The sequence below is a fragment of the Wolbachia endosymbiont (group A) of Tromatobia lineatoria genome, from assembly GCF_964028565.1.
GTDB lineage: Bacteria > Pseudomonadota > Alphaproteobacteria > Rickettsiales > Anaplasmataceae > Wolbachia > Wolbachia pipientis.
This window is the reverse complement of record NZ_OZ034791.1, coordinates 1119473-1141185: the sequence shown is the minus strand read 5'-3', so window position 1 is coordinate 1141185 and position 21713 is coordinate 1119473. Positions and strand designations below refer to the sequence as shown.

Annotated in this window: 25 protein-coding genes; 10 read left to right on the top strand and 15 right to left on the bottom strand. The window is 35.3% G+C overall.

Annotated elements, in window-relative coordinates; genetic code table 11:
• Positions 1-110 precede the first annotated feature (110 nt).
• The gene (locus ABWU48_RS06025; RefSeq protein ID WP_010963093.1) at positions 111-1895 is read left to right on the top strand and encodes a hypothetical protein; all 1785 of its coding nucleotides are present in this window, start codon (positions 111-113) and stop codon (positions 1893-1895) included.
• A gap of 72 nt (positions 1896-1967) precedes the next feature.
• Here the strand turns inward: ABWU48_RS06025 and thyX are convergent, their stop codons facing one another.
• The 3 genes from thyX to ABWU48_RS06010 form a co-directional block, all read right to left on the bottom strand.
• Positions 1968-2822, bottom strand: a complete 855-nt coding sequence (gene thyX / locus ABWU48_RS06020; protein WP_010082033.1) for an FAD-dependent thymidylate synthase — start codon at positions 2820-2822, stop codon at positions 1968-1970.
• A 9-nt stretch (positions 2823-2831) separates the two neighbouring features.
• Positions 2832-4109, bottom strand: a complete 1278-nt coding sequence (gene murA / locus ABWU48_RS06015) for a UDP-N-acetylglucosamine 1-carboxyvinyltransferase (protein ID WP_353288354.1) — start codon at positions 4107-4109, stop codon at positions 2832-2834.
• Between the two features lie 155 nt (positions 4110-4264).
• A complete protein-coding gene (locus ABWU48_RS06010) occupies positions 4265-4708 on the bottom strand; it encodes a CPBP family intramembrane glutamic endopeptidase (RefSeq protein WP_231115834.1) in 444 nt (147 codons plus the stop codon).
• Between the two features lie 238 nt (positions 4709-4946).
• Here ABWU48_RS06010 and ABWU48_RS06005 point away from each other — a divergent pair, with 238 nt between their 5' ends.
• Complete coding sequence (locus tag ABWU48_RS06005; RefSeq protein WP_010082031.1) at positions 4947-5171, top strand: hypothetical protein; 225 nt, start codon at positions 4947-4949, stop codon at positions 5169-5171.
• Positions 5172-5211: 40 nt separating this feature from the next.
• Here ABWU48_RS06005 and ABWU48_RS06000 read toward each other — a convergent pair whose 3' ends face one another.
• Genes ABWU48_RS06000 through acpP form a run of 3 tightly spaced genes read right to left on the bottom strand, consistent with a single transcriptional unit; the run spans position 5212 to position 6886 of the window.
• Entirely contained in the window at positions 5212-5337 is a 126-nt protein-coding gene (locus ABWU48_RS06000; RefSeq protein ID WP_255322260.1) for a hypothetical protein, read from the bottom strand.
• A gap of 3 nt (positions 5338-5340) precedes the next feature.
• The gene (fabF, locus tag ABWU48_RS05995; protein WP_010082030.1) at positions 5341-6612 is read right to left on the bottom strand and encodes a beta-ketoacyl-ACP synthase II; all 1272 of its coding nucleotides are present in this window, start codon (positions 6610-6612) and stop codon (positions 5341-5343) included.
• Between the two features lie 13 nt (positions 6613-6625).
• Complete coding sequence (gene acpP, locus ABWU48_RS05990) at positions 6626-6886, bottom strand: acyl carrier protein (protein ID WP_006279836.1); 261 nt, start codon at positions 6884-6886, stop codon at positions 6626-6628.
• Positions 6887-7031: 145 nt separating this feature from the next.
• On the opposite strand from acpP, the gene ABWU48_RS06315 reads away from it, so the two are divergent.
• Both ABWU48_RS06315 and ABWU48_RS05970 read left to right on the top strand, forming a co-directional pair.
• On the top strand, positions 7032-8039 hold the full coding sequence (locus ABWU48_RS06315) for a polyprenyl synthetase family protein (RefSeq protein ID WP_010082029.1): 1008 nt from the start codon (positions 7032-7034) through the stop codon (positions 8037-8039).
• Positions 8032-8973 (top strand): FKBP-type peptidyl-prolyl cis-trans isomerase, encoded by a 942-nt coding sequence (locus ABWU48_RS05970; RefSeq protein WP_010963087.1) that lies wholly within the window; start codon positions 8032-8034, stop codon positions 8971-8973. Before ABWU48_RS06315 ends, ABWU48_RS05970 begins: the two co-directional genes overlap by 8 nt.
• 68 nt (positions 8974-9041) lie before the next feature.
• Here ABWU48_RS05970 and hslU read toward each other — a convergent pair whose 3' ends face one another.
• Positions 9042-10532 carry an ATP-dependent protease ATPase subunit HslU gene (hslU, locus tag ABWU48_RS05965; RefSeq protein WP_353288353.1) on the bottom strand — a complete coding sequence of 497 codons (1491 nt, stop codon included), beginning with the start codon at positions 10530-10532 and terminating at the stop codon, positions 9042-9044.
• Between the two features lies 1 nt (position 10533).
• Positions 10534-11088: an ATP-dependent protease subunit HslV gene (hslV, locus tag ABWU48_RS05960; RefSeq protein WP_006280198.1), complete on the bottom strand. Its 555-nt coding sequence runs from the start codon at positions 11086-11088 to the stop codon at positions 10534-10536.
• Between the two features lie 115 nt (positions 11089-11203).
• Here hslV and gshA point away from each other — a divergent pair, with 115 nt between their 5' ends.
• Positions 11204-12364, top strand: coding sequence for a glutamate--cysteine ligase (gene gshA, locus ABWU48_RS05955; RefSeq protein ID WP_010963085.1), 1161 nt, complete (start codon positions 11204-11206; stop codon positions 12362-12364).
• 3 nt (positions 12365-12367) lie between these two features.
• On the opposite strand, the gene ABWU48_RS05950 is transcribed toward gshA, so the two are convergent.
• The 3 genes from ABWU48_RS05950 to ABWU48_RS05940 form a co-directional block, all read right to left on the bottom strand.
• Positions 12368-13165 carry a hypothetical protein gene (locus ABWU48_RS05950; RefSeq protein WP_353288352.1) on the bottom strand — a complete coding sequence of 266 codons (798 nt, stop codon included), beginning with the start codon at positions 13163-13165 and terminating at the stop codon, positions 12368-12370.
• Positions 13166-13243: 78 nt separating this feature from the next.
• Complete coding sequence (gene hemH / locus ABWU48_RS05945; RefSeq protein WP_209472379.1) at positions 13244-14191, bottom strand: ferrochelatase; 948 nt, start codon at positions 14189-14191, stop codon at positions 13244-13246.
• Positions 14192-15013: a hypothetical protein gene (locus ABWU48_RS05940; protein ID WP_209472381.1), complete on the bottom strand. Its 822-nt coding sequence runs from the start codon at positions 15011-15013 to the stop codon at positions 14192-14194.
• Positions 15014-15126: 113 nt separating this feature from the next.
• Between ABWU48_RS05940 and ndk the strand changes: the two genes are divergently transcribed.
• Positions 15127-15546, top strand: coding sequence for a nucleoside-diphosphate kinase (ndk, locus tag ABWU48_RS05935; RefSeq protein WP_353288351.1), 420 nt, complete (start codon positions 15127-15129; stop codon positions 15544-15546).
• Positions 15547-16145: 599 nt separating this feature from the next.
• Here the strand turns inward: ndk and ABWU48_RS05930 are convergent.
• Positions 16146-16256: a WPE palindromic element domain-containing protein gene (locus ABWU48_RS05930; RefSeq protein WP_080717651.1), complete on the bottom strand. Its 111-nt coding sequence runs from the start codon at positions 16254-16256 to the stop codon at positions 16146-16148.
• Positions 16257-16277: 21 nt separating this feature from the next.
• Complete coding sequence (locus ABWU48_RS05925) at positions 16278-16430, bottom strand: hypothetical protein (RefSeq protein WP_156517965.1); 153 nt, start codon at positions 16428-16430, stop codon at positions 16278-16280.
• A 222-nt stretch (positions 16431-16652) separates the two neighbouring features.
• On the opposite strand from ABWU48_RS05925, the gene recR reads away from it, so the two are divergent.
• The 4 genes from recR (at position 16653) to ABWU48_RS05905 (ending at position 19401) form a co-directional block, all read left to right on the top strand.
• On the top strand, positions 16653-17258 hold the full coding sequence (gene recR / locus ABWU48_RS05920; RefSeq protein ID WP_010963080.1) for a recombination mediator RecR: 606 nt from the start codon (positions 16653-16655) through the stop codon (positions 17256-17258).
• A 3-nt stretch (positions 17259-17261) separates the two neighbouring features.
• Positions 17262-18314: a KAP family NTPase gene (locus tag ABWU48_RS05915; RefSeq protein WP_264705851.1), complete on the top strand. Its 1053-nt coding sequence runs from the start codon at positions 17262-17264 to the stop codon at positions 18312-18314.
• Between the two features lie 27 nt (positions 18315-18341).
• A protein-coding gene (locus ABWU48_RS05910) for an IS5-like element ISWpi1 family transposase (RefSeq protein ID WP_209472412.1) occupies positions 18342-19174 on the top strand; the annotation gives its coding sequence in 2 pieces (ribosomal slippage) (positions 18342-18711 and positions 18711-19174; 834 coding nt in all).
• Entirely contained in the window at positions 19171-19401 is a 231-nt protein-coding gene (locus ABWU48_RS05905) for a hypothetical protein (protein ID WP_264705852.1), read from the top strand. The genes ABWU48_RS05910 and ABWU48_RS05905 overlap by 4 nt, the downstream gene beginning before the upstream one ends.
• Positions 19402-19446: 45 nt before the next feature.
• Here the strand turns inward: ABWU48_RS05905 and ABWU48_RS05900 are convergent, their stop codons facing one another.
• A complete protein-coding gene (locus ABWU48_RS05900) occupies positions 19447-20271 on the bottom strand; it encodes a hypothetical protein (protein ID WP_209472386.1) in 825 nt (274 codons plus the stop codon).
• 69 nt (positions 20272-20340) lie between these two features.
• Positions 20341-21705 carry a pyruvate dehydrogenase complex dihydrolipoamide acetyltransferase gene (locus ABWU48_RS05895; protein ID WP_353288350.1) on the bottom strand — a complete coding sequence of 455 codons (1365 nt, stop codon included), beginning with the start codon at positions 21703-21705 and terminating at the stop codon, positions 20341-20343.
• Positions 21706-21713: the final 8 nt, after the last annotated feature.

Sequence of the window (21713 nt, the reverse complement as noted above, 5' to 3'; positions counted from 1 at the left end):
CAATATAGATGAATCGGTACAGAGAAAATCTTAACGTTTAACACATTTTTCATAGTACAGACCGTATGATTGATAAATAAAATGATTTATAGAATTTGTGGAGGCTACCAATGGTCAACGACAAGATTACTTTGAACTTTGAAATAGAAAAAGGCGAACCTATAGATCGATACTACTTTTCTGCACATATAAAGCTTACAGATGAAAGCAAAAATCTTTTGCGCGAGAAGCTTGGCAGTACAATTCAATTCGATAATCTAGATGATCACTTCAATCTTAACCATGAGAATTTTTATATCTACTACAACAAATATAGTGAGCACAATGGTAGAAGTGAGCTACACGTTAGGGATGATAACGGTAAATATTTAACCTCCAATCTTCCACTTAATTACTATGGATTCTCAATGGAACTATCACCTGACGGAGCGTCAATTGCAGATTATGGTTTTTATCCTCTGTATGCAATCTATAACCCAAATCACTATGATAAAGCAAAGGAAAAAGTATTTGATGATCACGGTGAATTGTCACCAATTGCATCAAATGTGTTAGATAATTTTTTAAGCAACACAAATAGCTTAACCACACAAGATATATTACAAAATGTATTCTCACAACTGCAGAAGAAAGCTGATGAAGAAGCAGAAAGATTGGCAAGAGAGAGAGAAGCAGAAAGACAAAGGGAGGAAGAGTTAAATGAAAAGAACGAGGAGTTAAAAGAACTTGTAGAAAAGGATGAGATTAAAATATTCAAAGTGGTAAAAGGTAATGATTTAGGTAATGGGCATTCAGCAGTAGTTTTACAACTTGATGGGGAAGAAGGTGACAAGATACCTCTCGACTCTAGTAAATACTACATAGCAGAGTATAGACACCACCCAGAATGGGAAGGCGATGAATATTTAAATTTTGTTAGCCCTGATAGTGATATGCTGGTTAATTATGAAAACTTATTTTTTGTGCTCAATCAAAGCTCCTACTCAGACTTTGAAAGTGGGTTTTATTCAGAAAACAGAACCGATCCCCATAATTATGCTAAATATTCAAAGGAACCATATTTGAGTGGTGACCAGCTATCTGAAAAATTATCTAATGAATTGGAGGAAGATAGCAATCAGATAGGTACTGAATTTACAATTGATGATGAGCAAGTAGACGAAGAAGTTGTGGTAGAGAGTGAAGCCAAGTCTGGGGAGAAAGGAACGGTTGGTGAGGATAACGCAAAAAATACTATACAGGAAGAAGAATCTAACTATATAGATCAAATGCAAGCGGATGATAGCAGCAGTTATAAACCAGCTTTGCAAAGCAATCGTGATGATTATGCTGATACGAAAAAAGCTCTGCAGGAAAAATTGCATGGAGATGAAATACACAAGCAAAGTAATGAGAAAGCTCAAAAAGATATAGAAGTAAAAAAAGTAACTGTGGAAACTGACAGTAGCAGTAATAAGACTGAAAAACAAACAAAACCAACAGAAGATGAACAAGAAACTGTTATGGCAAGTGTGATAGAAAATATGGATAAAAATTCTGATATTGAAGCAGAAACTTCTAACAGTGTTGCAAATTCACAACATCCCTTAAAAATAAAGACAGGAAGTCCTCTTGAAGTGGGAAAGTATAAGGTGGAGCTGCAAGTGACATATGATGATGTAAAGAATTTTTATGATACCGTACGTGGTAAATATCATGCTGGCGATGGATATAACTACGAACAAGTAATGGTTTTATATAATGAAATTGTTAGGCCCGCTCACAATCATCATTACGAGCTGTTTACTCTTGATGAAGCACATGTTGCTAATGATCACCTGTTTATCAAGGGTCAGGATTTTGGAACTCTAAATGATTTTAATGAGATGTTCTATAAAAGTGATGAGTTAATGTGATGTAAAAAGCAAGATTCAATCTGGTGAACGAGAGTTAACTGACAGAGGAGATTGACACGTATGCCTTTATCTTTAAGATTGTTTATCAAGTATAGACATCAGCTCGCCCCATTCTCTTTTACCAATATTACTTTCTTCTCTAGTAACGTTTTCCCCTTTAATTAATTTGCGAATTATTTCTAGACCAGTTCTTGAAATACAGGCTGATTCTAGGCAATATTCAACAAAGGCATTGTAGGCCAGTGGAACCCATTTTTTTATTATATCCAGCATAACTTCTGCATAAACTCTGATTTCATATTGGGCATGCTTATCAGCTCTAAGCTTCAAAAAATGAAGGAGATTATGCAGATCTATTTTCCAATAAAATTGCGTGTAGTAATTAAGCATTAGGTTAGTTCTGGCAATTTCTCTTGCAAGCCCCTGCTCAATAAATTTTTCATAATGAGAATATACTAAATTAGAGTCATTTATTAGAGAATCTATTATTTCCTTTGAGGTATCTGGATCAAAAGCTTCCCCGCTACCTTGTTTATTATTGTCAGATTGTTTTGCAACTTGTTCTGGTTTAGGTGTATAAAATTCATTATCAAGTATTGAATACCTTGCTGAATATTCATTCACATTTGCAGTTCTATGCCTTATCCATTGCCTTGCAACAAAAATTGGAAGTTTCACGTGAAACTTAATTTCACACATTTCAAATGGAGTTGTATGATGATGTCTCATTAAATACTTTATAAGTGCTTCATCCTGACTTATCTGTTTTGTTCCCTTGCCATAAGAAACACGAGCAGCTTGAACTATAGCGCTATCAGAGCCCATATAATCCACTACTCGAATAAATCCATGGTCTAATACCTTATGTTCTTCATATAAGATTGCATCTATTTCTTTTACTATAGTTCGTTTGGTTGCTTCATTCATAAAATATCCTCAAGACGAAATGGAGATATCAGCTCCACATGAATTGAGTTTTTCATGCATTGCTTCATATCCTCTCCATAAATGATGTGAATTGTTTATTATAGTTTCTCCACCGGCTACCAAAGAAGCAAGCACCAAAGCTGCTGTTGATCTTAAGTCAGTAGCATATAGATTAGCTCCAGATAAGCTTTTTATTCCACTTATAGTAGCTTTGCTTTTCTCGATGCTGATATTAGCACCTAACTTTCTCAATTCATCTGCATGTGTAAATCTGTTTTCAAAAATGTTCTCTTCAATTACTGATATCCCATCAGCGATGCACATTGCAGACATCAGTTGTGGTTGCATATCACTGGGAAAATTGGGATATGGATCTGTCGCAACGTTAGCAGACTTAATAGAGCCATTTTTTCTGGAAATAACAATGCCTCCATCATACAGTTCAACCATAGCTCCTATAGTCTCCAACTCATTTGTAATACACCTTATATCAGATAGATTTATTCCTTCCAACTCCAACTTACCACCGGTTATTATAGCAGCTAGTGCATAGGTGCCTGCTTCTATGCGATCTGGTATTATTTTATGAACACATCCATTTAGTGCTTCAACTCCTGTTATTATGACCTTTGTATTATCAATTTCAATATCAGCACCCATTTTCTTCAGAAAATCTATTAAATCAAGAACTTCCGGCTCAGTTGCAGCATTGTTTATTGTTGTCACTCCTTCTGCAAATGTTGCTGCCATTATTACATTTTCTGTTGCGCCAACACTTATTTTCTCAAATGTGATTTCTTTTCCTTGTAGCTTTCCTTTCACTGTTGCAATTATATTATAGCCGTCAATTTCAATTTTAGCTCCCATTTCTTCTAATGCTTTAATATGCATATCAACGGGACGCTTTCCAATGTTGCATCCACCAGGAAATGCTGTTCTCGCTTTGCCAAATCTGCTAAGCATTGGACCCAATATTAGAAAAGAAGTTCTTAGCTTACTTGCGGTTTTATATGGCATCACGTGATTGTTGATATTGCTGCAGTCAATTTTCAAAGTATGGTTCGCTTTATAATTTTTATTGTGCATAAAGTTCACTTCTGCTCCAAGACTTTCAAGCAACTTAGACATTAGATGCACATCAATTAAATCAGGTACATTATGCAAAATTACCGGGGGGCTACTTAATAGACTTGCTGCCATTATTGGTAAAACAGCATTTTTTGAGCCATTAATCTTGATTTTTCCGACCAAAGGTTTGTAGTTATTTCTTATTAATATCTTGTGCATTTAATTAGATATAAAGTATAATTCATTAGTTTATTGAAGTCTTACTAAGTATAATAGATTGACCGTAAAAGGCAAAATTTGCTTTTTCTTCCTCATCATCCCAGTGTCATGCTACCTGCATGACACCTGATGCGAATTGCCCCCGAAATTTTATACTATGAATTACTCAAATGACGCTCTCGAGCTTTATCAAACCAAATAACACCAATTGCAACAATGAAATAACCAGCTGCTCCTAATGTAAGGCGAATTACTGCATCGAAAGTTGACAGAGGAGGAGACGGCATTAGAATGCTCAAAACACTATACACAAGATTATTTGTTGCATGAGCAATAGTTACTGGCCAAATCGAGTTGTCTTTTTCAAACAACCAGGTAAACATTATAGACATTGCACAAATATAAAGGGTATAAGCACAAATAGTCGGGAATGTAAAGCCATCCTTCCACAAAGCTGAGCCAGCAACCACATAAGTTGGTATGTGCCATACTGACCAAATAATACCGACAATAATTGCTCTGATATAAAAATTTGATATTTTGCTTTTAAGATTTTTCAAAAGATAGCCACGCCAACCGATCTCTTCACCAAGAGACATAATGATCCACATCACAAAGGTTGATAATAAAACAAATAACATCACTAATGGACTCAAAACTGCACTCAAATCCTTTACACGGTCTAACGTAAAAGACTCTCGGAAAAATGAAAAACCGCAATAAATTGACAAAAGACCATTGGAAATTAGCATACTTACCAGAATAAGTATAAACCCTAATAGACAGTTTTTTGGCGAACTAAGTTTAAAAAGATCCCTTACCTTCTGTTTATTATAAATGGTTAGCAAAATTGCAACTGAAGCCGGAACAAATGTTGTTAATAATGTTATGTCTTTGAAAGGTAAGCACCAAGCTATAATGCACGTCAAAAAATATGTAATTACAACAAATAATGTACAATTAATAGTGGTTAAATTCATGCATACGCCCATCAATTCCTTTTCTGCATTATTGATCTTTATTCATAAATTGTCAATAAAATACTTCTTCAGGGATGAATAGAATATTTTTTCTTTTTGAATTGCTATTGATAGTTTAATTTTTATATGTATTCCCTTTCACAACCGTTTGTCATCCCAGTGTCACGTGCTGGGATGACAGTAGGAGAGCTGCTTGCATGACAAGAGGAGGGTACTGGAATGACAAGAGGAAGACACTGGGGTGACATCAACTAAACTTGTCCAAATATGAGCGATGCATTAGTGCCACCAAAACCAAACGAATTAGAAAGTGCATATTGAATTTTATGCTCCTGAGCTTTAAACGGTACAAAATTTAAATCACATCCTTCTGAAGGCTTGTGTAAATTTAAGGTTGGCGGAATAATTCCATTATTTAACGCAAGAATACTGAATATTGCTTCAACGCTCCCTGCAGCACCAAGTAAATGTCCTATAGAAGATTTAGTTGAAGAAACAGGTATTTTATAAACGTAGTCACCGAATAACTGTTTCATTGCTATTACTTCAATTTTATCTCCAAGTGGCGTTGAAGTTCCATGTGCATTGATATACCCTACTTGATTGGGATTAATTTGTGCGCTCTTTAAAGCAAGCTGCATTGCCTTAAATGCGCCTCTTCCTTCTGGATGTGGTGCTGTAATGTGGTGCGCATCTCCTGTGAGTCCGTACCCAACCAGTTCAGCATGTATTTTTGCCCCCCTTTTTTTCGCATGTTCGTATTCCTCCAGCACCAATATACCTGCTCCTTCACCCATAACAAAACCATCGCGTTCTTCATCCCATGGCCTTGAAGCTTCTTCCGGTTTATCGTTAAATTTAGTTGATAACGCCTTCATAGATGCAAAACCTGCAATTCCAACTCTACACAGTGCACTTTCTGCTCCACCTGCAATCATAACATCCGCTTCACCAAGTTTTATAGTTCTTGCTGAGTTTATGATTGCATGCGCACCTGTTGCACATGCGGTTACTGCTGAATCGTTTGGACCTGTAAATTCGTATTTAATAGAAATATGGCCAGATATCAAATTTATTAGACTTGCAGGGACAAAAAATGGACTGACACGTCTGGGCCCTTTTTCCTGCATGGTAATAACATTTTCCTGAATTGACGGAAGACCACCTATACCAGAGCCAATAGTCACACCAACACGTTCCCGATTGATATTTTGGCTTTCCAAAATTAATGAATCATCTACTGCCTGAATAGCTGCTGCAATACCGTAATGGATAAAACGATCTGTCCTTTTTGAGTCTTTCTCAGAAATATAATCTAGTGGATTGAAATGGTGCTCAATGTTGTCTGATTGCAACGGCACCTGCCCTGCAATTTTGCAAGCAAGATCAGAAGAGTCAAATCTATCCGTATTGATTGCTTTTATGCCAGACTCACTTTTTATTAGCCTTGACCAAGTGTTGTCAACATCTGCCGCTAGTGGAGTGATTAAACCAACACCAGTGACTACTACTCTTCTGCTCATTTAACACTAACTATTAGCCTTTTTTATTATTAATGTACTCAACTATTTGCTCCATAGTTTCCATTTTTTGTGCGTCTTCATCTGGAATTTCTATTCCAAACTCTTCTTCTGCTGCCATGATGATTTCAACTGCATCTAAGCTGTCTGTACCATGCTCCGAAAGCTTTGAAGAGCTGTTGAATTTCTCTACATCCTTACTAATATGCTCTAGTATAATCTTTTTCACTTTTTCTTCTATGTCTTCTCTAGTGCTCTTTGCTAGTTCGCTATTCACATTTCTTACCAAAAAAATAACCTATTCTTTGATGTTATAAAAAATTTTTATGTTTGCAATATCTTTTATAACTGGTAAACTACAGTAAAGTTTTCTACTGCCCTAGCTGGCTAGCGTTACGTGCTAAACAATTAACAATTCAAAAATGCTAGACGAAACAACAAAAAATTTGCTTATTGTAGAAGTAAATAAACTCTTACCCGAAAATAGCGAGAATAAGCTTATATCAGCTATGCGTTATATACTCCTTGCTCCTGCAAAACATATACGCTCCTTTTTAGTCGTAGCTTCATCGCGAGTGTTTAACGCGGAAGCTAAAAAAGTAATATCAGTTGCTGCAGCAATTGAATTTGTTCATGCTTACTCTCTAATTCACGATGATTTACCGTGCATGGACAACAGTGATACTCGCAGAAGCCAGCTAAGCTGCCATAAAAAATTTGATGAAGCAACAGCAGTGCTTGCCGGAGATGCACTACTTACTCTGGCTTTTGAGGTATTATCTTCGTTAAATGAGAAACGCTGTGAGATCATAAAAGTTCTTTCTCAGGCAATAGGAATTAGGGGAATGGTGGGAGGACAGGCTTTAGATATTAACAGTGAGCATATAGATTTTAGCCCCCAACCCTCTGTCATTCAAGTAGCGGACACTGGGATCCAGAAGGCTTTGCCTACAAGCATTTCGTGCAAAAAGCCATGCGATAGTGGAGCTGAACATGAAATGGATTCCAGTGTCAGCTACTTGCATGACACCCTTTCTACCTTAAAACTACAACATTCGTACGGCTGTATGTATGACGCTGGAATGACGTCGGGCCAAGCTGATAAAATAAAAGAAATTCATTTGATGAAAACCGCAAAACTATTTGCAGCTTCATGTGAAATAGGTGCTATAATAGGGGGTGCTACAGACAAGCAACGTAAAGCGTTATATAACTATGGAATAAATCTAGGGCTTATCTTTCAAGCTAAGGATGATATTGAAGACTACGAACAAGATAAAACAAATAATCTTATGTCTGTGCTTGGTAAAAGTGAAGTAGAGGACTATATAGACGGCCTCTTTAAACAAGGCTTGGATAATTTGAGTGCGCTTTCAGGGGATACTAATTATTTATATGATTTATTGAATCAAGTAAAGAAAGATGGTTAGAAAAATTATATTACAAATGCTTATTTCCGTAGTAATGATTCTCACTTTAACTTCTGCTTTTGTGTTTACTATTGTCTATATAAACAAAGGTAAACCGGAAAAAAAGGACAAGCTTTATGAGATAAATGCCACGCATGGTGGTTTGATACAGACGATAGCACATTACCTAGTGAAGCCAATACTTGAATCAGCACTTGACCGCTATATTGAAAAGCATGGGCTGACAGAATATTTAGAAGAAATAACGCAGCAAAAGGAAGAAGATTCAATAAATTTTTATGAAATTACTGAAGGCAGTGGCAGCAAGGCTTTTTGTGGCCTGGAAGTCCTATTGCAAATATATAAAATTTCTAATAATAACTCAGCAACACTCCCTAGCAAAGTTTCTGATGTTACTTTGAAAATAGGTCAAGATGACCTAAAAGAAGTGAGTTTAGGGGTAATAGGTATGAAAGAAGGCGGAGAGCGTGTAGTTACTATTGCCAATGAGAACAAAATGAATTTTAATTCTTATTACGTCAAACTGATCGAAGTAAAGGATAAATATCCCGACTCAGTAAATAATCTGATGGTTTTTAATGACTTAATTAACAAGACTGGAAAACAAGTAAGGTGCGGTGATGAGATATCGGTTAAATATAGCGTAAAGGAGCATAATGGGGAATATATAGTCAAAGATCAAACAGTGCAATTTAGGGTTGGCGATAAAAAAATACCACTTGCTATAGAGCTTGGAGTTGTGGGAATGAGAGCTGGTAATAAAAGAACTATTCTTTCTCCGCCTGACCTTTTGACTATTACTGACGATATGTTAATAAAAGACATAGATTATGATGAAGAAAATATCTCAATAATTGACTTAAGCTTAGATGTTAAGCAAGAGGTCGCAGCACACCATTCTACTGTTGAAAAACAGCCTAAAGAATATAGCTGAAATTTTAGGTCTACTGGCTAATCTTCTGAACACTCTCTATACTACTTAAAGTAGGCTTTTCGTTTTTCCTAAAGTATAAACTTAGATAAATCAAGCTGCTTCGAAATTGACTCAAGTTTATCTTTTACATACTTGCTGTCTATAATGAATTTTTCGCTATTTTTCTCAGAAGCAATGAAACTTATTTCATCTAAAAGCTTCTCCATGACAGTGTGAAGCCTTCTTGCGCCTATATTTTCCACTTGCCTATTAACTGTAAACGCTATTTCAGCTATGGTTTTTATACCATCATCAGTGAACTCAAGTGTCACATTTTCTGTTTTCATTAAAGCTATGTACTGCTTTAACAAACTAGATTCTGGTTCCTTTAATATTCTTATTAAATCCTCTTGAGTAAGTGCCTTAAGTTCTACCCTGATCGGTAATCTGCCCTGCAATTCCGGTAAGAGGTCAGATGGTTTAGACTGATGAAAAGCACCAGATGCAATAAATAATATATAGTCTGTTTTTACATGGCCATACTTAGTTGTAACAGTTGTTCCTTCAAGTAATGGTAACAGATCGCGTTGCACTCCTTCTCTGTTTACTTCACCTTTTACTTCTGTACGCGCTGCAATTTTGTCTATTTCATCCAAAAATACTATACCGTCATTACTAACAAGATCAATGGCTTCTTTGATTATCTTATCTTCATCCATTAGCCTTTCACTTTCTTCATTAATTAATATTTCACGCGCTTCTTTTACCTTCACCGTAATAGTTTTTGTTTTTTTGCTCCCGTTAAACATCTTGCCCATTATTTCTGTTACATTCATCGCACCAACTTGCCCACCTGGCATGCCTGGTATATCGAAAGTAGGTAACATACTCTTGCTCTCTCTGACGTTAATAGAAACTTCTCCGTCCTCAAACTCTTTATTCCTCAACCTTTCTCTAAAAATTTTTTTACTCTCTTCGGTTGCATTTTCGCCTACCATAGAGTTTACTATTGTTTTCTCAGCTAAAATTAAAGCCTTTTTAGCTAAGGCTTTACGGGCTTTCTCTTTAACTAAAACTATTGCTGCATCAACTAAATCGCGTATTATCGAATCAACGTCACGTCCAACGTACCCTATTTCAGTAAACTTCGTTGCCTCAATTTTTATGAACGGTGCACCGGCAAGTTTTGCTAAGCGACGAGCTATTTCAGTTTTACCAACCCCTGTATGACCGATCATCAATATATTCTTAGGTATGATTTCATCACGCAATGGAAATGGAACCTGATTGCGACGCCAACGATTTCTGAGCGCAATAGCAACAGCACGCTTTGCATCATCCTGTCCGATTATGAATCTGTCCAATTCTTTAACTATCTTCTGTGGTGGCAGGTCATCTAACAAAACTTGAGTGCTGTCATTAACTTGAACATCGCTGTCATTTGAATCAAAACCACTCTTAGTATCTTTATAGAGGTTATCTTTTTCATCGTAGGTGTCACTACTACAAGACCGCCCTTCTGAAAGGGTTATGGGCTGATTGGAAAAATTGGTGCATAAAGTTTTTTGCTTGGAAGACATATCACTCCTCTATCTTTTCAATAACTACATTATGATTTGTATAAACACATATATCGCCAGCTATCTTCATAGCCTTTTTCGCAATTTCCTCTATTGATATTCCTTTAATGTCAATTAAAGCTCTTGCTGCAGATAGAGCAAAATTTCCCCCAGAGCCAATAGCTGCGACTCCATCTTCAGGTTCAAGAACATCACCTGTTCCCGTAATTACTAATGAAATAGATTTATCTGCAACGATCATCATAGCTTCTAATTTCCTCAGATATTTATCCATTCTCCAGTCTTTTGCAAGTTCAACACATGCTCTCATTAATTGCCCTGGGTGCTTGTCAAGTTTAGATTCTAATCTTTCAAAAAGAGTAAATGCGTCGGCTGTTGCCCCGGCAAATCCAGCAATTACGGAATCACCAGAAAGACGCCTAACTTTTTTTGCTCCAGATTTTATAACAGTGTGGCCCAGTGAAACTTGTCCGTCACCTATTACTACTACACTTTTATCTTTTCTAATTGATAATATAGTAGTGCCATACATTTTATTGTTATCGTGTTGAATCATTTTTCTATCACTTTAAATAAGAATCTCATTATACTTTAATCTTTAGTCAAATTTACTAAATATGTTCAACTATAGCTTATAATATAATACCTTCCTTATAACATTTAAAGTGCAGATGCAAAACATAATTCACCCAGATTTGGAAAAAAGTATAAATAATTGGTTCGAAGCAAAATTTAATGGCCTTACATCGCCATTTTATAGCTCTATAGATCTTAGAAACTCTGGCTATAAAATCGTTCCAGTAGACGCTAATTTATTTCCTGCGGGGTTCAATAACTTAAGTGAAGAATCAAGAACGATGGCAGCAAGATTGATAAAAAGCTATTTTAAAAGACATCAATACAAAAAGGTTCTTATAATACCGGAAAATTATACACGCAATAAAATGTATATAGAAAACGTATTTGTTATAGAGAAAATACTACAACTCGCAGGTTTTGAGACTAGAATTGGCCTTTTATATAATGAAGTATACAATTTAATAGAACAGTATGAAACTGTTGTGAAAGAAAACTCTCTGCTAAAGACAACTTCAGGATTTGTGCCTGATGTTATTATACTGAACCGTGATATGACGAGCCACATTCCAGACACGCTGAAAGACGTAAAGCAAGATATAGTACCAAGCCCACTATACGGTTGGCATAGCAGGCAGAAATTTAAGTATTTTGAAATCTATCAAGAATTAGCATCTGAGTTTTGTGGCAAATTTAAAATAGACCCATGGCTAATTTCTGTGCTTACAGAGAGCTGTGATGGAGTTGATTTTGATGATGATTTGTCACTAGGAGCAGTAGCAACTAAAGTTGACCAAATATTATCTCTAGTGCAAAAAAAATACGAAGAATATAAAATAAAAACACAACCTTACGTTTTTATCAAAGCAAGCAATGGCACATATGGGATGGGCATTATAACAGCAACAAGTGGAGAGGAAATATTAAACCTCAATAAAAAAAAGCGTCATAAAATGAAAAAGATAAAAGAAGGAATAGCAATCAATAGCGTTATTATACAAGAAGGTGTACCAACCATTGACATGTTTAAAAGCAGTTCTGCAGAACCGCTAATATACTATATAGGAGATACTTCAACATGTTACTTATACCGATGTAATAGCAGAAAAGATGTATATTCTAGCTTGAATGCCACTGACTGTGAGTTTCATGATGTTAGCCAGGTTGTAGAAGGTAAAATTCTATCACTTTGGAGTATTGTTAGCAAATTAGCAGTACTAGCGTTGGCAGTAGAAATAAAATCTTTTCATCCCTAATTCTTATACCTCTACAGTGCTGTCATTAGAATGACCGTTTATATTATGAACATCATCAAGTTCAGTGGAAGGATCATCATTGACAGGTTGATTAAACAACTTATCAAGTTGAACTGCAAGAAATACTGCACTATATATTATGCTGACTGTTACGCTTAAGTTGAAATTATAGATTATACCACTACCCAAGTTTATTGGTATAGTTGGAGTTTCTATCCTTCTTAATATGAAGTTTAATAAACCTAACGACAAAGTTAATGTGCTGATAATAAGGTCCTTCTTACACTTAGCAGACTTTTCAGGATCCTTATTATCCAGATATTTCTTGCATGTATAATAATAGCTTATAGGTTCTGAAATGAACAAAAATAGGATCGTTGATGTTGAACTAATATAACTTGTTACATCTGCATTACCTCTAGCCAAAAAATGGATGACTTTCAACATCATCAATGCTTCTATGGTGCTGCTTGCAAGGTTAGCCGATTTACCCAAAATTTTTGCTAATTCTTTTTTACCCTTAGGGTCTTTATAATCTTTTACCAAATTCCGTAAGATAAATGCAGAATGGGCAATGTATAGGGTAGATGTCGGAAATTTCACCCATCGGGCAACATTCTTTATAAAGGAGATATTGGATCTATTATTGTCAATGAACTCGCAGCAAAATTGCAGTGAAATCTTACACAATAGGGCTGTTAAACCTGTTGTGATGCAGATTACCTTTCTGATATCATGATTATAAGCATCATGTACCTTTTGTGCGGGCGTGTTAGATTTCTTTTTTAGCTTGTTTAGCATAAAATAGTTAATAAAATAATAACTTTCTGTTATTCTATCACATAAAATCCTAAAAGAAAAGCCCTATGAATCAGGACTTTAAGGGAGATTTATGCACAAATCGGCTAAGCATTTTATAAACAAGGGATCGGTACTGAGAGTTGGCACACGAAAGTAATATCCATCCTTGATAATTGCTTTATATTCTATATCAAGTTCAACTAGAGTTTCTGAATGCTCAGAAACAAAAGATATAGGTGATAGAACTACAGGTACACCATCAGCTTTTGCGCGTAATAGCTCACTTTCAGTGCTTGGCTCTAGCCATTTTACAGGACCAATCTTACTCTGATAACATATTGACCAATCTAAGTTATTGATAGCTAACTTTTCTACTATTAACTCTACGCTTCTTTCTACCTGTGAAGCGTAAGGGTCGCCCTTTTTAATGATACTAAGAGGTAAGCTATGGGCTGAAAATAGGACTCTTGGTTTACCGATTTTGCTAGCCAATTTATAGTACTTAGCTATCAGATTAGCGTGAGCTTCAATAAAATCTTGGTTATCATAATAACGGTGAATCATTTTTGTATTGCATTTTAGGCCATACCGTTTAGCATTTTTTTGCCAATTCTCGATGGATGACAGAGTTGTGGTAGTTGAATATTGTGGATACAGTGGCAACAGAATTACTTCGTCAGGATCAAATTGTTTTACACTTTTAACAACTTCGTCGGCAAAAGGGTGCCAGTAGCGCATGCAGATGAATACCTTGTATACATGGTTTCTATCTTCATTTAATTTTAGTTCTAAAGCATTAACTTGTGCTTTCGTATTATCCAAAATCGGCGATTTGCCTCCGATTTGCTCATATATTTCTCGTGCAGTATTTTCTCGTTTCGCAGATATAAACTTTGCTAAAAGAAACCGAAAGGGATTCGGTAGATTGATTATTCTCCTGTCATAAAAAAGGTTGAATAAAAAAGGACGAACCGCATTCAATGAATTAGGTCCGCCAAGGTTAAATAAGATAACTGCCTTTTTCACCTACGCACTACTACAACAAGTTACTTTTGGGGTGCCTATAAAATTAGCTACACACTCATCAAATTTAGTTATGGGCACTAAATTTCTTACACTTGCATACAATAAATGACCTGATCTCTGCAGGTTACTCTTGGTAGATGTGAAGCTCCAATCGAAAAATGTATCGACAAAAAGACTTGGTACCGTTTCAAGAAGTTCAACAGCAGCTAAAGATAGCATTATACAACTTTGCAGGACATTCAGAAGAACCTTGAGGGGAAAAAGTAAAACTTTAACGAAAAGAGAGGTGCTATTTGTTTCATCCAGTAGTCGCCCTGAGTTAGGCGAATTATACTCGGTGTGTTTTCTATTTTGATCAAAGATAGGAAATTTTATAGTATCTTTCTTAAATTCCGCGTCTATTTCTTTTCTACTATGGTTAGTGATTTTTTCCATTAACTTCTCACGCAGATGAAAAGTTCTGACAATAAAACATGTGGCAATCATTAAGGAAGCACATAAAAGTGCGCATTGCATGAGGCTCATACTGCCTAGCATAGCTGGCAGTGCAAAACAAACAAGCGGTGCTATGATTGTCATTTCAAGAAATGGAATAGTGTTTCTTTTCATTGCAAAAGCAGCACCTTTTTTTAATTCTGTATTATGATGTAAGCTATATTCCAAAAAGCTTAAAAAGGCCAAATTAAAAGTTAAAAATCCTTTTGTTCCACAAAAAAGTGATGACTTAAAGTTACTTACTAATTTTTTAGTAGTAGATTTAGCTTGTTTTTTAGTGGTAGGCTCAGCTTGTTTAGTAGTGTTATTTTTACAACATTCACCCATACAATACCTCCTTGATGGTTTATTCTTAACTATAAGTAAAAAACTGCTTTTATCAAATCAAAATTTACAATAAAATAAATCTATAAATATACTATTTTATATAAGGAAATAATATGGCAATTGAGAGAACACTTTCGATATTAAAACCTGATGCAGTAAAAAATAATATTACAGGCAATATAAATTCCTACATCGAACAATCTGGGCTGAAAATCACAGCACAAAAAATGATGTTACTAACAAAAAAACAAGCAGAGCTGTTTTATGAAATTCATAAAGATAGGCCTTTTTTTGGGGAATTAGTAGAGTTTATGACCTCTGGTTCTGTGGTAGTTCAAGTTTTAGTTGGTGAAAATGCAGTAAGTAAATACAGACAAATCATGGGAGCTACCAATCCAAAGCAGGCAGATAAAGGCACAATCAGGGGTGATTTTGCTGATGATATTAGTGAAAATAGAGTCCACGGCTCGGATAGTCTAGAAAATGCTCATAAGGAGATAGCTTTCTTTTTTGCTGAATGTGAGTTGGTGTAGTTAACTCAGATTGGCGTCATCCAAGTAGCTGACAACATAGAAACGAAAAAACTTGCTTGACACCCTCCGCCAGCCCCCTTATCATGAAACTGAAGCTATTGTATTTGCTTTCGCCAATCTGCAGATTAAAAGGTAAGGATTACTTAATGTATCGGCGTCTTATGTTCAATTTTTTGCAGTATATAGATACTGTATGTCTTTACAAAACTTCATCTACATCTAGGTTTTTATCTAAATAAGCTGAACGCGCTTATAAAGCGTTACAAGACATCAAAAAATGCCAATACTCGACAGAGATAGTAAAAGACTAGCTAACTCGGGGATTCTTTGTCTTTTTTTCTGCTTAGTAAATTTCTTAAACATTTGCAGCGTAAGTTAGTTGCAATTAAAAGCGGCTGAATCTCGCTTGTCAAGCGTTTAAAACATAAAAAACGCCAATATTTTAAAGCGGATAATAACCCCAGGGCTTCTTTTGCCTTTTTTTTCATTTGGTAAATTTCTTAATATTTATAGCTAAAGTAATTTAAAAGTCCGTGAAGGGTGTCATGCCAGTGCTTGACACTGGCATCCAGTTTTCCATATAATCTCATCAAAAATGTTTATTTTCTAGCTACTTTTATACTTATCAACCCAGTATGCTTACTTACAATTAAAATTTCTGGATCCCAGTGTCTGGGCACTGGGATGACAGCTAGCCTGACAACCGTCATCCCGCTACTTGTTAGCGGGATCTAGAGATACCGAGAATGAATCGCGGTATGACGTAGGACTGCTGTCATTCCAGTCTGGAATCTAGTTCTTATTGTACATTTACTTGGTAGAGTTAAATTTCCTGGATCCAAGTAGTCGGCTACTCGGATGACAGGAGAAGGTACTGCCGTCATAAAGGAACCAGTGTCAGCTACTTGGATGATACCTTTTTTCTACTTAGTTTGGGTTATGCAAGAAGTCTATTATAATCAGGCTTTAAGTGTGCGGAAGTAATTTTTTTCGTTAAAGTAAAAAATTTTTTCTATAGCTGATCAAAGTGGGATCAAGAGAAACTTACCACTTTCTTTACAAAGGGTTTGATGTTACCATTTGACTGCCTATTCTGAATTTATTGAATGAACGTTAACATAAAAAATCTAGTTCATGCTTTCTCTAAATTGCCAAGTTTAGGGCCATCATCATCACGCAGGTTAGTTATACATTTACTCCAAAACAAAGAAAAAGTTATGCTACCACTTGCATCTTTGATTAAAGAGCTAGCAGATCTTATAATAGAGTGTGAAGTTTGCGGAAATCTAGATACTAAGTCACCTTGTTCTATTTGTACTAACCCAAAACGTGACACTAAGTTACTGTGTGTAGTAGAAGAATTAGGTGATCTATGGGCGTTTGAAAAAGGAAATATATATTCAGGTTTATACCATGTTTTGGGTGGCAGATTGTCTGCAATAAATGGCATAGGTCCAAAAGAACTCAACCTTGACACTATTCTGAAAAGAGTGACAGAGTCTAAAATTGAAGAGATAATTATCGCAATTAATCCGACATTAGAGGGTCAAGTTACTGCACAATATATAATTGAATTGCTAAAAAATTTGGATGTGAAAATATCACGTCTTGCTTGCGGCATACCAATGGGCGGAGAAATTGACTATCTTGATGAAGGAACGCTGAGGATAGCACTTACTTCAAGACAAGAATATGAGTTAAATATAAAATAAGACATGTGCTTAAAAAAACTTATATCGCTAATAACATTCAAAAAGAAAGAAATAGCGCCACCACTTAAAGTGGTGGCTTGGGAAAATGACCGTCTAAACTATAAGCAATTTTCAGGTAAATTTAACAATATAATTAAAACAATTGATCAGTCTTTTACAATAATATCTTTGGAAGGATATGATGGATGGGGCAAGACGTTTTTTTTGAAAGAATGGGTAAAAGAGTTAAAACAGCAAAATGAAATTGCAGCTTATTATAGTGCATGGGATATCAATGCATTGGACCAACCACTGCCTTCTTTTTTAAATTTCCTATTTGAAGATTTATTTGTATCGTATAAAGTAAAAAGAAGTGTTATACAACAGTTCAAGAACATAAACCAAGAGCTATTTTCTCTAAACACACTAGGAAAGCTGATCAGTAAATCTCCACTTGCTATGCTTTCAGTATTTCTTGATGCTGCAAAAGAGGCTGATAAAAAAGACATAGGTTTTGTCTTGAGTGAATTAAGTCTTCTCCAAAGAAGAAAAGAGAGTACTAGAGATTTTAAAACACAGTTAGCGGATGTGGTTCATAAAATCAGAAAAGACAAAAACATTTATATAATGGTGGATAATCTTGATGTGTGCCGTCCTAAATTCGTTGTCGATTTTTTGGAATCTATAAAGTATATGCTTGATGTGGAGGGGCTGGTTTTCATTATTTCTGTAAGTAAAGATAAGAGTAATGTACAAAGAGCAATCAGCACAATACTTGGACCAAATTTTGACCTAAAATCTTTTACTGATCTCTCTTTACATTTGCCAAAACAACCGATAGAAAAATTTACAAAAGAACTATTTGAAAATATTAAATTACCGAAAAAGTCAAAAAATTTGATTGTAGATAGTTTTATATTTTATGCAGAAAGCCTGTCACTATCGTTAAAAACAATAGAATACTGCGTAAAAAAAATAAAGCTGTGTCTTCTGAATCACACAAGAGAAGAATTACCTGATCCGAATTTGTTTTCATTTTTGGTAAGAGGTTGTCCGGAAACAAGTAAAAGGCTATAATATCTGAAATTTTAGTACGGGGTAAAGATGAGAAAAAAGTATCCAACAGATCTAAGCGAAAGGGAATGGGCAAGAATAGAAAAACACTTCAGAGTATCATACAAGAAAGGAGGAAGGCCGCCAAAGTATAGCAAAAAAGAAATATTAGAAGCAATTTTCTATGTATTGCGTACAGGGTGTCAATGGCGGTATTTACCAAATGATTTTCCGCTATGGAAGACTGTGTATGAGCAGTTCAGGCAATGGAAGAAGCAGGGAATTTTTGAGAAAATGAATTATGAAATTACAAAATATAGTAGAAGAAAAATAGGAAGGAATGAGCAGCCGAGTGCCTGTATAGTAGATAGTCAATCTGTAAAGACTACAGAAAAGGGGGGATCAAAGGCTATGATGGAAGTAAAAAAGTAAAGGGTAGAAAAAGGCATATAATTACAGACACTCAGGGTTTTATACTAGGTTGTTACGTAGGCGCTGCTAACGAAAATGATAGAGATGGTATTAAAATAGCATTAAACAATATGAGAACAAAATATACTAAAGTTAAAAAAATGTGGGCTGACATGGGATACCAAGGAAGAAATTTAAAGAATCACATAAAGGAAGAATATGACATAGATATTGAAATTGTTAAAAGGCCTCCATGTAGATTTTGGGTGCACAAAGATACGCCACCTGAGCTACTACCAACAAGAGAACAAGGGTTTAAAGTACAGCCAAGAAGATGGGTTGTAGAAAGGACTTTTGCTTGGGTTAATAGGAATAGAAGGCTATCGAAGGAGTATGATTTACTCACAACATCCACTGAGAATTTCATATACCTAGCTATGAGTAGGGTTATGTTAAAGAGGGAATATGCTTGAATTTACTAGTTTCCGGACAACCTCTAATACTGCAATCGATAAATATTGATATATATGAGGAATTAGGTTTTTCATATCAAAGAGCATTGGAAAAAATTGAAAATGAATATAAATCTTTAGTTCTAAATGGTCAAGAAGAATGGGAAAAACTTAAAACCTCTCTAGAAACTGCTTTTGCAGAGAGGGAGTCAAAAATTAACAAAGCTATAAAGGATATACTATTTTGAAAAGATACCCTACCTTTACATATACAAAGATAGGGTAACATTTGATTAACGCCCTTTTACTATGTCATTACCTTGTTCAAACTTTCTGATTAATTCGCTTACATTGACATTAGATAATTTTTTACCTGCAGATTTGTCATTATGTGAAGCATCAGGTTTACGAAGGTCTTCCTTACTGTTACTCCTAGTAATATTACATCTAACAATGTTTGAATTATTAGACTTATCGCTTACATCTGAAATATTGCTTTTTTCACTACATGAAGACGAATTACTCGACATATTGCCTAAGCTAAAGAGCTTTTTACCTTGATAGATTGGATTCCAATCAAGTGGATTATAAGTTTTTTTGCTAGTCTCAACCTTTTGGTTATTTTGCTGTTTAGGAGAAAAACCAAGTTTTTCTCTTTCTTTCTTGCTTAGCGTTTTGAGAAATTTTACGGTTTCTAATTCATCAGTTGCTTGTACTTTATGTAAATCAAAGCTTTTTTGATGGTTATCCTGCTTAACATTTTCCATCATTTTATCTTTTATTGTTCTATCCTCATCATCAGAAGTGCTGCTACTAATATCACTGATACCACTATCCCCTGAATTGCGGCGTTGTTTGTTAGGAGTGCTATGAATGTTGTCTTCCATGAGTTTTTGCATTGTTGGGCCAAATGTTCTTCCAAGATTGCTACTCACTGTTTTATTACTATCATTTGCTTGAGAATGAGGTACATTTCGCTCAAAAATTGCTTTTATTCCAGTAAATTTAGCTTGGGAAGATTTCGGAGGAACAGGTGGGGCAACCATGCCTTTTGAGTTAATCTTTCCTTCATTTTGAGGAAAAATTTTTGGATTATTTTTTTCTACTGTAGTATTCATTTTTTTACCTCTAAACCTATTAACTAATAAAAGTATAAACTTAGAGGTATTAATTTTGTAATAACAATGCTAATAGATTACCGCAGTTTCAATAAGCATCACCAGAGGATTCTCTATATAATGCTTAAAGGCATTTAAAAACTTTGCTCCGAGTGCCCCATCAACTGCTCTATGGTCAACAGAGAGCGTTACTGTCATTATTTCTGCTATTTCTATTTTCTCATTCATAACAATTGATTGTTTTTTAGATGCACCAACTGCCATAATGCAAGATTGCGGCGGATTGATTATAGCACTGAAGGCTTTTATACCAAACATCCCTAAGTTGGAGATAGTAAACCCTCCTCCTTGAAACTCTTCAGGTTTCAATTTTCCAGATCTTGCTCTGCTTACTAAATCTTTCACTTCTTTTGATATAGATAAAATACCCTTTTTATCAGCATTTTTTACTATAGGAGTAATTAGCCCATCTTCAAGTGCCACAGCGATTGAAATATCTATATTTGAATATCTCAGTATTTTATTATCTATCCACGAAGAATTTATATCAGGAAATTTTTTCATGCTGAAAGCTGCAGCTTTTATGATTAGATCATTAATTGTTACTTTATTGTTTTCATCTGCTGAATTAATCTCGTTTTTTAACGATATTAACTTATCAACCTGGCAATCTACAGTTAAATAAAAATGTGGAACATTCTGTTTTGATTCAGTCAGGCGCTGTGCTATCACTTGGCGCATGTTGCTTACTTCAACTATGGTATCTTTCTCAGGACTTTCAGTATGTATACCACTGCCTAAAAACTCCAACACATCAGCCTTAATTATGCGACCATATGGTCCTGTACCTTTTAATTGCTGCACATTAACCCCTTCATTTTGAGCTATTTTCTTAGCTAATGGGCTTATTTTTGTTCTACCTTCTGCATAACCCTCTGTCATCTGAGTAGCTGACACTGGGATCCATTCTTCTTTTCTAGATCCCAGTGTCAAGCACTGGGATGACATTGAGGGGTTGGATTCCAGCGTCACGCGCTGGAATGACACCGAAGAATGACTTATTGGCTTTCCGTTTAAATCTTGGTGTTCTGATTTTTGATTATCAACAGCACTTTTTGTCACTTCCTTTTTAACTGCACTATTGATGGAAGTTGAAGTATAGTTGTTAAGTGCACTTTCATCTTCTCCTTCTTCCAGCATTAAAGCTATTGGTTGATTTACAGACACGCCACTTGTTCCTTCTGTTACTAAAATTTTTGCTATGACTCCTTCATCTATAGATTCAAACTCCATTATGGCTTTATCAGTCTCTATCTCAGCAATTACGTCGCCTACTTCAACTTTGTCTTGTTCTTTTTTATGCCACTTTACAATTTTTCCTCCAGTTTTGCTCATTGTCGGTGAAAGAGCAGGCATTAATATTTCTATAAGCATTGATTTTG